At 36.6% G+C, this 13,434-nt stretch carries 9 protein-coding genes; 1 reads left to right on the top strand and 8 read right to left on the bottom strand.

Annotated elements, in window-relative coordinates; translation table 11 throughout:
• Nucleotides 1-5 precede the first annotated feature (5 nt).
• The 7 genes from INR76_RS02625 to INR76_RS02655 all read right to left on the bottom strand — a co-directional run bounded on the left by INR76_RS02625 (nt 6) and on the right by INR76_RS02655 (nt 9,986).
• Nucleotides 6-1,070: a cytochrome c oxidase subunit II gene (locus INR76_RS02625; protein ID WP_223109112.1), complete on the bottom strand. Its 1,065-nt coding sequence runs from the start codon at nt 1,068-1,070 to the stop codon at nt 6-8.
• A gap of 24 nt (nt 1,071-1,094) precedes the next feature.
• Nucleotides 1,095-2,462 carry a quinol:cytochrome C oxidoreductase gene (locus INR76_RS02630; protein WP_223109113.1) on the bottom strand — a complete coding sequence of 456 codons (1,368 nt, stop codon included), beginning with the start codon at nt 2,460-2,462 and terminating at the stop codon, nt 1,095-1,097.
• A 22-nt stretch (nt 2,463-2,484) separates the two neighbouring features.
• On the bottom strand, nt 2,485-3,171 hold the full coding sequence (locus INR76_RS02635; RefSeq protein ID WP_255592758.1) for a cytochrome c: 687 nt from the start codon (nt 3,169-3,171) through the stop codon (nt 2,485-2,487).
• Nucleotide 3,172: 1 nt separating this feature from the next.
• Nucleotides 3,173-3,709: a DUF3341 domain-containing protein gene (locus INR76_RS02640; protein WP_223109115.1), complete on the bottom strand. Its 537-nt coding sequence runs from the start codon at nt 3,707-3,709 to the stop codon at nt 3,173-3,175.
• Between the two features lie 4 nt (nt 3,710-3,713).
• Nucleotides 3,714-5,483 carry an NrfD/PsrC family molybdoenzyme membrane anchor subunit gene (gene nrfD / locus INR76_RS02645; RefSeq protein WP_223109116.1) on the bottom strand — a complete coding sequence of 590 codons (1,770 nt, stop codon included), beginning with the start codon at nt 5,481-5,483 and terminating at the stop codon, nt 3,714-3,716.
• Between the two features lie 27 nt (nt 5,484-5,510).
• Entirely contained in the window at nt 5,511-8,591 is a 3,081-nt protein-coding gene (locus INR76_RS02650) for a TAT-variant-translocated molybdopterin oxidoreductase (protein ID WP_223109117.1), read from the bottom strand.
• Between the two features lie 66 nt (nt 8,592-8,657).
• On the bottom strand, nt 8,658-9,986 hold the full coding sequence (locus tag INR76_RS02655; RefSeq protein WP_223109118.1) for a c-type cytochrome: 1,329 nt from the start codon (nt 9,984-9,986) through the stop codon (nt 8,658-8,660).
• Nucleotides 9,987-10,200: 214 nt separating this feature from the next.
• Between INR76_RS02655 and INR76_RS02660 the strand changes: the two genes are divergently transcribed.
• On the top strand, nt 10,201-10,596 hold the full coding sequence (locus INR76_RS02660; RefSeq protein ID WP_223109119.1) for an SPOR domain-containing protein: 396 nt from the start codon (nt 10,201-10,203) through the stop codon (nt 10,594-10,596).
• A gap of 71 nt (nt 10,597-10,667) precedes the next feature.
• On the opposite strand, the gene infB is transcribed toward INR76_RS02660, so the two are convergent.
• Complete coding sequence (infB, locus tag INR76_RS02665; RefSeq protein WP_223109120.1) at nt 10,668-13,406, bottom strand: translation initiation factor IF-2; 2,739 nt, start codon at nt 13,404-13,406, stop codon at nt 10,668-10,670.
• Nucleotides 13,407-13,434 lie beyond the last annotated feature (28 nt).

Consider the following 13,434-nt stretch of genomic DNA (forward strand, 5'->3'; position numbering starts at 1 on the left):
TAATTTTATTGTTCTTTTAAAACTTCGGCCATATCTGGTTGTTCTGCCAACCATGCCTCATAATCTTCTTGTGACTCTACTATAATCTTCATCTGCATATTATAGTGACTTATTCCACAAATTTTGTTACATAGTAATAGGTAATCAAATTCATATGGATCTAAAGGAGCTTCACCTTTTGCCGCAAGCTCTTTACTATTTTGTCTTCTTAACTCGTTAATGTGTCTTACTTTTTCAACAACATCATCTTTTTGCCTCATTTCTTCAGTTGTAATTGTTGGCGTAAAAGCAAATTGTGTTACCATACCAGGAACACAGTTCATTTGTGCTCTAAAGTGTGGCATATATGCTGAGTGCAAAACATCTTGTGAACGCATCTTAAATAATACTTTTCTTCCTACCGGAAGGTGTAATTCATTCACAACTTTATCGTCTTGAGCGTTAGGATCTGAAGCATCTACCCCTAATTGATTAACTCCTTCAATTAAACGTACATTTGCTTCTCCTAGGGTATTATCTTCTCCAGCGTAACGAGCTCTCCAATCAAATTGATAAGCGTACAGTTCTACAACTAATGGATCATCCTCTTCACTTACATTCATAATATCTGTCCACGTAAAGAGACCGTAAATAATAAGACCTGCTAGAACAATTACAGGAATAATGGTCCAAATAAATTCAAGTTTGTCATTGTCTGCATAGAAAACAGCTTTTTTACCTTTTTCGCCTCTATATTTAAAAGCGAAGGTAAGAAGCAACCAATGTGTAAGTATACCAACGAAGAAAATTATAATCATTGATATTAACATTAGATTGTCGGTTTGAGATCCGTGCTCTGATGCAGATTCTGGCAGAAGAACATCTCCCCACTTCCAAAAACATACGATTGCTAAAACGTATAGGAAGACAAGGAACATTACCATAAGGTAACCATTAATTTTATTGTCTTTATCTGATGCTATTTCTCCAGTATCTGTCTGTTTGGTATTTGACATTTCAAATATCTTGGTCATTTGCCAAACAGCAACTCCAAAAAGAATAATTACTAATACAACTAAAAATGCGGTCATCGTTATCTGTCTCTATTCAATTAATTAATAATGATAATGTTTACTTTCTTTCATAAACGGATTTCGTTTAGCTAATAATGGTGCTTTTGTTAATGCAGTAAACACAACAAACACAAATAAGCCAAAGAAAAACAATATCGATCCTATTTCTGGTAAGCCAATAAACCAAGATGCTCCTACTGTACCTGGCATTACCATAACAAATAAGTTTATATACTGGCCTACTAATATTACAATTCCTGTTAATACTACAAACCAGTTTACACGTTTATAATCACTGTTCATTAATAACAACAATGGGAAAATGAAGTTTGTCACAAGCATTCCGAAAAATGGCAACTTATAGTCTTCAATACGTGTTACAAAGTAAGTTACTTCTTCTGGAATGTTTGCATACCAAATAAGCATAAACTGAGAGAACCATAAATATGTCCAGAATATACTAAAGCCAAACATAAATTTTGCCAAATCATGGATATGACTGTCGTTTACAAATTCCAAGTATCCTTGTTTTTTCAACACAATAGTTACCATTGCTATAACTGTAATGGCTGAAACCATCATACCAGCAAAAACGTACCATCCAAATAAAGTACTAAACCAGTGTGGATCAAAACTCATAATCCAGTCCCAAGACATCATAGACTCGGTTACTATAAAAAACACTAAGAAACCTGCAGCCATCTTAAAGTTCTTTTTGAACCATCTATTGTCATCTGCATCGTCTTGTTTAAGTGAATATTTCCTAGAAAAATATCTGTATAAGTTCCATCCTATTAAGAATATAGCTGCTCGTATTAAGAAGAAAGGAACATTTAACCATGCGCTTTTACCTGCTATTAATTTATCATAATGAGAACTTTCAGGGTTTACCAATTCAGGATCCATCCAGTGAAATATGTGATTTACATGAAATGCTGATATCAATAATAAAACAAACATTATCACTGAGGCTACGGGCAAATATGCCGTAATACCTTCCATAACTCTAAACAACACGGGAGACCATCCAGCCTGTGCTGCGTATTGAATACCGTAAAAAGCTAAGGTACCTAATGCTATAAACAAAAAGAATAAACAAGCAATGTAGAGAGCAGACCAAGGTCTGTTTTGCATCTGGTGTAAAATATGTTCTAGATGAGCTTCTTCACTATCGTGTGCATTCTCACCTTGCTCACTTGCGTGGGCTTTTTCTGCACCGTGATTATCATTTACGTGAGTCTCTTCAGCTGCAGAGTGATCTGATCCATGACCATCTCCGTGACCTGCCATCATTTCTTTAACCTCGGCTGTAGTTGAGGGAGCAGTAAGGAAACCAGACACTATCCCTATGGCTCCAACAACCATAAAAATAATTGCAAACAGTTTTAATTTACTTGGTAGCGTATACATAACTATCTATTCTCTTTATTCTTTAGTTACTTTCTATTTCTGAAGTGTTTGATGCTCCTTCAGCGTTTGTTTGATCTGTGTTATTTACAGAAGAACTTTCTACATTGGTTGAATCTGCAGTTTTTGAACCGGCAGTTTCTAACAATGAAGGCTCTCCGTTTAATGCAGCTTTTAAGTCCATCACATGCATTGCAATTTGCCAGCGTTCTTTTTCATTTGTTTGTGATGCATATGAGCCCATAGCGTTTAATCCATACATTTGAACGTGATAAATACCACCCATTGTAATTTCTCTTCCCGGATCTGCATAACTTGGAATACCTAGAAACTTTTCTCTTTCTGCCAAGATACCTTTTCCATCTCCTTTATCACCGTGACAAACGGCACAATAAATAGTATAAAGTTGTTCTCCTTCTGAAATATTATCTTCGGTGATATCAAGCGGATTTTTCAATTCAGTTTTGGCAAGGTTTAATCCCTCATTAGAGTTTTCATAATCGTAAGGAGCCCATCCTCTTGGAATTGATCCTTCCACAGGAAGTTTTGCTTCTTGTCCGTTTTCAAAAACATCATATTCACCATATGTTTCATACCCTACTGGTTCATACATATTTGGCATAAACTGATAGTTGGGTTTGTTTTCATCAAAGCAAGAAACCAAACTGAATACAGCTACAAATGCTATGGCTATGTTTAGACTTTTTTTCATATTAATGGTCTTCTTCATTTTCAATTAAACTAATCTCCATGGCTCCTGTATCATATAAAAACTTAGTAAGTTTTTTTACATCGTGTTTTCCTGCGTCGATTGCCATTAAGAAATGATCATCTGTTGTTCTTACATCTGGATTTTCAGCTTTTTTAAATGGCCATAATTTACTTCTCATATAAAAAGTAATAACCATTAAGTGTGCTGCAAAGAAAACTGTAAGCTCAAACATAATTGGCACAAAGGCTGGCATGTTTTCAATAAAGCTGAAGCTTGGTTTTCCTCCAATGTTTTGCGGCCAATCTTCAATCATTATAAAATTCATCATTAAAATTGCCACTGAAAGACCTACCAATCCATACATAAATGATGTTATAGCTAACCTTGTAGGAGCTAACCCCATAACTTTATCAAGTCCGTGAACCGGAAATGGGGTATACACCTCTTCAATGTGATAATGTTCTGCACGTACCTGCTTAACAGCTTGCATTAAGAGGTCGTCATCGTTGTAAATAGCGTGAATTGTTTTCGATGCCATCTTACTAATTGTTTTTAAGTTTTGTTGCCTGGCCTGCCCAGTCATCACGTTTTGCTCTTCCAGGAAATTCGTCTATAATAGTATCAAGAAGGTCGTACTCTCTATCAGTCATTTTACTTACTTGATCAAAAGTATATATACCTATTTGATGTAACTTTTGTTCCATAACAGGACCAACTCCACTTATCTTTTTCAGATCATCTTGAGTTTCTGTTTCAGGATTAAAGCGACCTATACCGTCTAGAAGATCTTCTATTTTCTCACGTTCTACTTCATTTTCTGCAATCTGACCAGAGTGTACAGTATCTGTTCCTGTTTCTTCAGTACTTTTTAAATACTCATTATTGGCAGCAGGTGCTACAGCAGCATCATAATGTTTTACATCATCACCATGCTCAGCTCTTAACTTTTTATATTTTTCACCAGAAGATTTTAAAATTGATTTTACTTCGGCTTGTGCTATTACCGGGAATGTTCTTGCATAGAGTAAAAATAGTACAAAGAAGAAACCTATGGTACCAATAAATATTCCTATATCGACAAATGTTGGTTGAAACATAGTCCAAGATGACGGCAGATAATCTCTGTGAAGTGAGGTTACAATAATCACAAAACGCTCAAACCACATACCAATGTTCACCACAATCGAAATTATAAACGAGAACATAATGCTGGTACGTAATTTTTTGAACCACATAAATTGTGGAGAAAACACGTTACACGTCATCATTGCCCAATATGCCCACCAGTAAGGTCCGGTTGCACGGTTTAAGAATGCGTATTGTTCGTATTCTACACCAGAATACCAAGCAATAAACAATTCCGTAATATAAGCCACCCCAACAATAGAACCTGTAATCATAATTACAATGTTCATTAATTCAATATGCTGAATGGTAATATAATTTTCAAGATTAGATACTTTACGCATAATAATAAGCAGCGTATTTACCATGGCAAATCCTGAGAAAATTGCACCTGCAACGAAATACGGTGGGAAAATAGTGGTATGCCATCCTGGTATTACCGATGTAGCAAAGTCAAACGATACAATGGTGTGTACCGAAAGTACAAGTGGTGTCGCTAATCCTGCTAATACTAATGAAACTTCTTCAAATCGTTGCCAATCTTTTGCACGACCACTCCATCCAAAGGATAAAATCCCGTAAATTTTCTTTGTGAAAGGTGTAATTGCTCTGTCACGAATCATCGCAAAGTCGGGCAACAAACCTGTCCACCAGAATACAAGAGATACAGATAAATATGTTGAAATTGCAAATACATCCCAAAGTAACGGTGAATTAAAGTTTACCCATAACGAACCAAATTGGTTTGGTATAGGCAACACCCAGTAACCTAACCATGGACGTCCCATGTGAATAATAGGGAAAAGTCCTGCTTGGATAACCGAGAAAATTGTCATTGCCTCTGCAGAACGGTTAATTGCCATTCTCCATTTTTGACGGAATAATAAGAGTACTGCAGAAATAAGTGTTCCTGCGTGACCAATACCTACCCACCAAACGAAGTTGGTAATATCCCAGGCCCAGCCTACTGTTTTATTTAATCCCCATACACCAATACCGGTAGAGACTGTATAAATTATACACCCTAATCCCCATAAAAAGGCTATTAAGGAAATTGTAAAAACAATCCACCAAGACTTATTGGCTTTTCCTTCTACAGGAGCTGCAACATCCACAGTTACATCGTGGTAGTTTTTATCTCCTACAACTAAGGGTCTTCTAATAGGTGCTTCGTAATGCGACGCCATATCTTTACTACTTGTTTCTTAGTTAGTTTATACTTCTTGTGTATTTCTTATTTTCGTTTTGTAGAACACGTTTGGTTCGGTTCCTACATACTCTAATAAGTGATACATTCTTTTATCTTTTTTCTCTTTGTATACTTCACTGTCATGATCATTGATATCTCCAAATACCATTGCTCCAGTTCCACAAGCTGCAGAACAAGCTGTTTGAAATTCAACATCTTTAACAGGACGTCCCTCACGCTTAGCATCCAAAATTGTTTTTTGTGTCATTTGAATACACATAGAACATTTCTCCATCACACCTCGTGAACGCACAACTACGTCTGGATTTAACACCATACGACCAAGATCGTTGTTCATATGATAATCAAACTCATCATTTTCATTGTACAAGAACCAGTTAAAACGACGTACTTTATAAGGACAGTTGTTTGCACAATATCTTGTACCTACACAACGGTTATACGCCATATGGTTTTGACCTTGTCTTCCGTGTGATGTTGCAGCAACAGGACAAACAGTTTCACAAGGAGCGTGGTTACAGTGTTGACACATAACCGGTTGAAAAGCTACTTGTGGGTTTGCAGAAGGATCTTCTAATTCTCCAAAACCTCCTAATGAACCATTGTCTCCAAATAATCCTGAGAATCCTTCTTTTTTATCTTGATCTACTTCAAAAGATTCTTCAGCTGAATAATATCTATCAATACGCAACCAGTGCATATCACGACTTCTTCTCACTTCAGATTTACCTACTACAGGCACATTGTTTTCGGCGTGACAAGCTATTACACAAGCCCCACAACCTGTACAGGCATTCAAATCTATAGATAGATTAAAGTGGTGACCTACTGAACGGTCAAACCCTTCCCATAAATCTGCATCTGGTGATGTTACCGGTATTTCTTGATGATCTTTAGAAACTTCAGGAACGGCATTCCATTCATGAACATCTTTAGTGTTAAAAATTTCTAATGTAGTTTCGCGAATAATATCACGACCCATCATAGTATTATGCAACTGAACACAAGCGAACTCGTGAACACCTCCTACTTTTTCCAGAGTAACATTTTGTACCGAAGAAAAATCTTTATATAAAGGGAAAGCATTTACACCTGTTTGCATTTCTTTTTGAATGGCATTTGTTTTACCATACCCAAATGCCAAACCTACAGAGCCTTTAGCTTGACCAGGTTGAACAAGTACAGGAACTTTTTTAACCACTACATCATCTAACTTCACATTTACGTAACCACCATTTAAGGCTCCGTTTGCTACGTTTTCATTTTCTACACCAAGCTCTTTTGCATCGGCAGCCGAAATAGTCAAATAGTTATCCCAAGAAGTACGTGTAATAGGATCTGGCATTTCTTGTAACCAAGGGTTGTTGGCTTGTTGACCATCACCTAACGCAGTTTTTGTATAAAGCGTTAATTCAAATCCACCGTTGTTTTGAGTAGATGTAGATAACGCACCATTGCTTGTGCTACTTTCTAGTGTTAAGTCTGCTTCATTTGCTGTAGCATCCTCCATTGAAACTTCAACATCACTCTCTACAAAACCATCATGAAGAGCTTCGTTCCAAGAACCACCTGCTAAAATTGAGGTATTCCAAGTTTCTTTTATATAATCGTAATAGTTTTTTGAATTTCCAGTCCATTTTAACAAGCTATCTTGAAATTGTCTTGTATTAAATAATGGACGAATTGTTGGTTGCATTAAACTGAAACTTCCTTTCTTTATTTGCACATCACCCCAAGATTCTAAATAGTGTGGTGTTGCTGCAACCATTTGTGCTAGTGACGCTGTAGCATCTTCTTTCATAGAAAATGCGAGACTCATATCTAGTTTTTGATATGCTTCTTTAAACGCCTTATTATTAGGGAACGAGTAAACCGGATCTACACCAACTGTAATCAACCCTTTTACACTTCCTGAAACAACTCCATCTAATACTCGTTTTACCTCAGTAGTGTTTCCTTTGCGAATCATTTTTGGCTTTGCAGTATCCATTACTACACTTCCTTTTGATTCATTATAATCTAAAACTAGTCTTTGAGCAGCAGTATTAGGTAATCCCGTTACTAGCACACCTTTACTACCTGCTTTATCTAATTGTGCTTTTGCTTTTGAAACAGCATCTGCAATACGTTCTGGCAAGCCAGATGTACTTCCGCCAGTTAACGCCTTAAGCACTTCTAATTGTTGTGATGGTGTTACCGGCACACGCTTATCTGCGTTTGCACCAGAAAGACTCATATTTGATTCAAACTGAATATGACGAGACATCTTACCTTCTTTAGGCACACGTCCTTTTGCATACCCACTTTCATATCCTCCACCTTGCCAATCGGCTATAAAATCTGCTCCTACAGAAACGATTACTTCAGCTTTTGAAAAATCGTAATCTGCCAATGCGCGTGTTCCAAATTTGGCTTGAAATGCATCCAATGCTTCAGAAGATGAAACAGTATCATATACTACGTGACGAACGTTTGGATACTTAGCCGTGAATTCTTTTATAAGTTTTGAAGTTGATGGACTAGCAAATGTTTGAGTAAGCATAACGATATCCTTACCACCCATTTCATTCATTTTATTTGCCATCGCTGCATCAAAATCACTCCAAGAAACTTCTTTCCCATCAACTAGTGGAGCTTTTAAACGATTGTTATCGTACAACGATAACACAGAAGCATGTACACGAGCGTTTGCGTCAGAATGTTTTGACAAGTTATTAGACTCTATCTTAATTGGACGACCTTCTCTTGTTTTCACGAGTACATTTGCAAAATCAAAACCGTCTGCAACCGTTGTTGCATAATAGTTTGCCTCACCAGGTACAATTTCATCTGGCGCAACCACATAAGGTATTGATTTTACCACCGGTCCCTCACAAGCCGCAAGCGAAGCTGCTGCTGTAGTGAAACCAACGTACTTTAAGAAATCACGACGTGTTGTTGAAGAAGCTTCTAGCGATTCTTTATTGCCTAAAAAGTCATCTGTAGGAATCTCTTCTACAAATTCATTTTCTTGCAACGTCTTAACAACAGAGCTGTTTTCATCTAGCTCTTCAACACTTTTCCAGTATTTCTTGTTTGATGCCATTTATAGATATTTAATTTAACAATCGTTTATTCAATAACAAACGATCTCTTTTAATCATTTTTAATTTTAATAGTGACACTTACCGCATTCAAGTCCGCCCATTTGAGCAGCTGTCAAACGTTCTACACCATATTTTTTTGAAAGCTCTTCATGAATCTTTTCATAATACTCATTACCTTCCATTTTCACATTGGTTTCACGGTGACAGTTGATACACCAACCCATTGTTAACGGCGAGTGCTGACGCATTATCTCCATTTCTTCTACAGGACCGTGACATTCTTGACAAGCAACTCCTGCAACTGTTACGTGCTGTGAGTGGTTGAAATACGCAAAGTCTGGTAAGTTATGAATACGCACCCATTTAACAGGTTTTTCTTCACCTGTGTAAGCTTGCTCGTTTACATCCCAACCAACTGCATCGTATAACTTTTGAATTTCAGCGTCGTAAAATTCTTTAGAGTATTCTTCAGTAGCTGTTTCTGGCGCCACTTCGGCAATATTCTTATGACAATTCATACACACATTTAAAGAAGGTATTCCTGAATGCTTACTCTTTCTTGCTGAAGAGTGACAGAAATTACAATCAACTTGATTATCACCTGCGTGAATTTTGTGTGAAAAGTGGATTGGCTGAACAGGAGCATATCCTTGATCTACCCCTACTTGCATTAAGAAACCGTACATAAAATATCCGGCTGCCAACAACAAGCAAACAGAAGTTACCAACACTAAGAATTGGTTTTGAACAAAAGCTTTCCAAATAGGAGTGCGTGGTTCTTTTTCAGAATACTCAACACCATTTGCAGCAGCAATCTTTTTAAGGGTGTTTGTTACCAAGAACAACATTACTACAAGCAACAAGAACACTAAGGCTAGTGCACCAAGCACGATATTGTTTGAAACACCGTCAACATTACCCGTACCTTCACCACCGCCCTGTCCTTGAACAACAGTTGGCTCAGGTTTAGGCTGACTGGTATAAGCCAAAATATTATCAATATCTGTATTGCTTAACTGCGGAAATGCAGTCATTACAGAATTATTATACTCTTCAAATAAACTTACAGCTATCGGGTCACCAGATTTAATTAAAGCTTGACTGTCTTTAATCCATTTATACAACCAATCACGGTCATATTTATCGGCAACTCCACGAAGAGCAGGGCCAGTAGATTTACGGTCTAGTTTGTGACACGCAGCACAATTTGATTTAAAAAGCGTTTCTCCAGCAGCCACATCACCATTGGCATTATCTGTCGCCGCAGCTTCTGCTGATGCTTCAGATTCTGCAGGTTGATCTTGTGCTGAAACGGCATTTGAAAATGTTAGCAACAGAGCCAACATAAGTAGTGACAAACATGAGGATAGATTTCGGTAATTTACCTTTTTCATATTGACGGTTAATTATTGTCCATAAGTTTGGTACGTAATTAGTTACTAAAATTAGTGTATAAACGCACCACAAATAACGGCACAAAAATACATTATAAAGTCGATTTTAGAAATCCAAACAAAGTGTTAACAACTAATTTATACTAGTTCTAAATAATATTAATAGCTGTTTTAATGTTATTATAAAGTACATTTGCATTATACTATCAATTATATGAAAACAAACAGTATTTACAAAATATTTATAGTCAGCGCTTTATTACTATTCTTTTCAAATGAGGCTATAGCCCAACAAGGAAAAGTTTCAATTGATCAAGATCCTAAAATCACGCAGCTATTAAATTTAAAGAAGAATTTAGAAAAAGAAAATAAATTATCGAATGGCTACACCATTCAACTTTATTATGGTGAATTAACAGAAGCAAATTCAATTATCAGAAAATATCAAGGCTCTTATGAATCGTGGCCTGCTTCAATAGAATATGAAACTCCTAATTACAAAGTATGGGTAGGAAATTTTAACGAGCGCATTGAAGCTGATAGAGCATTAATTGAAATTAAAAAATCATTTCCTTCGGCATTTATTTTAAAGCCTCAGAATAGAAAATAATATAAGTCAATAATTCAACAAAAAAAGGGAACTTAGTTTAAGTTCCCTTTTTTTATTTACATATTGAAAGTTTACAGCTTTTTCTTAACTGCTACTTCTTGGAAGGCTTCAATTACATCACCTTCTTTAATATCGTTGTAGTTTTTAACTTGCATACCACAATCGTACCCTTTAGACACTTCTTTAACATCATCTTTAAATCGTTTTAATGATGCTAATTCACCGGTGTAAACAACAACACCTTCACGTATTAAACGAATACCTGAGTTACGGTAAATTTTACCACTTGTCACCATACAACCTGCAATGGTTCCAACTTTAGATATCTTGAACGTTTCACGTATTTCGGCATTACCAGTAACTTCCTCTTTCATTTCAGGAGAAAGCATACCTTCCATAGCGTCTTTAAGATCATTAATAGCAGCATAGATAATAGAGTATGTTCTAATATCGATTTCTTCCTTATCTGCTATTTGTCTAGCGTTACCCATAGGACGAACGTTAAACCCGATTATAATAGCGTCTGAAGCAGAAGCCAATAACACATCACTTTCTGTAATGGCACCTACACCTTTATGTATAATATTTACTTGAATCTCTTCAGTTGAGAGTTTCTGGAATGAATCTGTTAATGCTTCAACAGAACCATCCACATCACCTTTAAGAATAATATTAAGCTCTTTAAATTCTCCAAGTGCAATACGTCTTCCTATTTCGTCAAGTGTTATGTGACGCTGTGTTCTTACAGATTGTTCACGTTGCAATTGAGTACGCTTATTTGCAATATCTTTTGCTTCTCGTTCATCTTCAAACACATTAAACTTATCACCCGCTTGTGGCGCTCCATCCAGTCCTAAGATTGAAACAGGAGTTGATGGCCCGGCTTCTTTAATATTATTACCGCGCTCATCTTGCATAGCTTTAATTTTACCACTATGCTGACCAGCCAATACATAATCACCTACTTTTAAAGTACCTCCTTGTACAAGTATAGTTGAAACATACCCTCGTCCTTTATCAAGATATGCTTCTACAACAGTACCGTTTGCAAGTTTATTAGGGTTAGCTTTAAGTTCTAATATTTCAGCTTCTAGTAAAACTTTTTCTAATAAATCTGAAACACCTTCTCCAGTTTTTGCTGAAATATCTTGTGATTGAATCTTACCACCCCAATCTTCAACTAGTAAATTCATACTAGCTAAACCTTCTTTAATTTTATCAGGGTTTGCGGTAGGTCTATCAATTTTATTAATCGCAAAAACAATAGGCACTCCAGCTGCTTGAGCGTGACTAATTGCTTCTTTTGTTTGCGGCATGATATCATCATCTGCTGCAATTACAATAATAGCAAGGTCTGTTACTTGAGCACCTCTAGCACGCATAGCTGTAAAAGCCTCGTGACCAGGTGTATCTAAAAATGCTATTTTTTGTCCGTCTTCAAGTTGTACACCATAAGCACCAATATGTTGCGTAATACCTCCAGATTCTCCTGCGATTACATTTTCTTTACGAATGTAGTCTAACAGCGAGGTTTTACCGTGGTCAACGTGACCCATTACGGTTACAATAGGAGCTCTTGATGTTAAATCTTCTGGAGCATCTTCTTCTTCTTGAATGCTTTCTTCAATATCTGCAGTAACAAACTCTACATCATATCCAAACTCTTCTGCTACAATAGTAAGTGTCTCTGCATCTAGACGTTGATTCATTGTTACCATCATACCTAACGACATACACGCAGATATAATTTTGGTAACTGGCACATTCATCATTGTTGCCATTTCACTTACGGTTACAAACTCTGTAACTTTAAGCAGTTTGCTATCTGCTTCTTGTTGTGCTAAATCCTCCTCAGTTTTTTGGCGGTGACTATCTCGTTTTTCTCTACGATATTTAGCTCCTTTACCTTTTGAAGATTTACCTTGAAGTTTTTCAAGAGTTTCGCGTACTTGTTTTTGGATTTCTTCCTCGGTAGGCTCTTCTTTTGGAGCGTGAGACCTTCCTTTTCCGCGACCTCTGTTGTCTTTATAGTTTCCTTTATTGGAAGTTTTTTTGCTAATACGACGTCTCTTGCTTCGTTTTCCTTTTTTGTCGTCGTCTTTCTTTTCTTTTTTCTTCTTTTCAGGTTTTTTAAACTTTGACAAGTCTATTTTTTCACCTGTAAAGTTAGGTCCATCCAATTTTTTATAATTGGTTTGAACTGAATTTGATTCTTTAGGAGTTTCTTTTTCTTCGGGTTTTTCTTCCTCTTTTTTAGCTTTTGGTTTTTCAACCTCAGCAGCTTTAGGAGTTTCTTTCTTCTCAGCCTCTTTTTTGGATTCTGGTTTTGGCTGTTCCTTTTCAGGTTTTGGAGCTGCTTTTTCTTGCTTTTTCTCTACTGGTTTTTCTTCCTCTTTTTTCTCTTCTTTCTTTACAGGCTTAGCAGGCTCTTCTTCTTTTTTGGCTTTTTTCTTCCCGGCAGCATCTAGGTCAATTTTCCCTACTTGCTTAGGGCCATTGAGCTTGGCTTCAGCTTTTACTACTTTTTGGGCTTCTTTTTTCTGCTTTTCTTCTAGCTCACGCTCTCTTTCTAGACGAAGTTCTTCTTTTTCTTTACGTTTTTCTTCACCAACTTCTTTGGATTCTATCTTCTTACTTTTGTCGGTTTGAAATTCTTCAAAAAGCACTTCGTATTCTTCATCTGAAATCTTTGTGGTAGGACGTGCGTCTACCTCGTATCCTTTAGAACCTAAAAATTCTACGGCACGATCTAGCGAGATGTTGAATTCGCGTAATACTTTGTTTAGCCTTTTCGATTTTGCTTCAGCCATATAAATGCTTTCTCCTTTTTTGTCTTAA

The sequence above is a fragment of the Marixanthomonas sp. SCSIO 43207 genome, from assembly GCF_019904255.1.
GTDB lineage: Bacteria > Bacteroidota > Bacteroidia > Flavobacteriales > Flavobacteriaceae > Marixanthomonas.

What these genes read in the sequence shown, in the direction of transcription:
- INR76_RS02625 (WP_223109112.1), bottom strand. Translation starts at nt 1,070, where the DNA reads ATGACCGCATTTTTAGTTGTATTAGTAATTATTCTTTTTGGAGTTGCT.
- INR76_RS02630 (WP_223109113.1), bottom strand. Translation starts at nt 2,462, where the DNA reads ATGTATACGCTACCAAGTAAATTAAAACTGTTTGCAATTATTTTTATG.
- INR76_RS02635 (WP_255592758.1), bottom strand. Translation starts at nt 3,171, where the DNA reads ATGAAAAAAAGTCTAAACATAGCCATAGCATTTGTAGCTGTATTCAGT.
- INR76_RS02640 (WP_223109115.1), bottom strand. Translation starts at nt 3,709, where the DNA reads ATGGCATCGAAAACAATTCACGCTATTTACAACGATGACGACCTCTTA.
- nrfD (WP_223109116.1), bottom strand. Translation starts at nt 5,483, where the DNA reads ATGGCGTCGCATTACGAAGCACCTATTAGAAGACCCTTAGTTGTAGGA.
- INR76_RS02650 (WP_223109117.1), bottom strand. Translation starts at nt 8,591, where the DNA reads ATGGCATCAAACAAGAAATACTGGAAAAGTGTTGAAGAGCTAGATGAA.
- INR76_RS02655 (WP_223109118.1), bottom strand. Translation starts at nt 9,986, where the DNA reads ATGAAAAAGGTAAATTACCGAAATCTATCCTCATGTTTGTCACTACTT.
- INR76_RS02660 (WP_223109119.1), top strand. Translation starts at nt 10,201, where the DNA reads ATGAAAACAAACAGTATTTACAAAATATTTATAGTCAGCGCTTTATTA.
- infB (WP_223109120.1), bottom strand. Translation starts at nt 13,406, where the DNA reads ATGGCTGAAGCAAAATCGAAAAGGCTAAACAAAGTATTACGCGAATTC.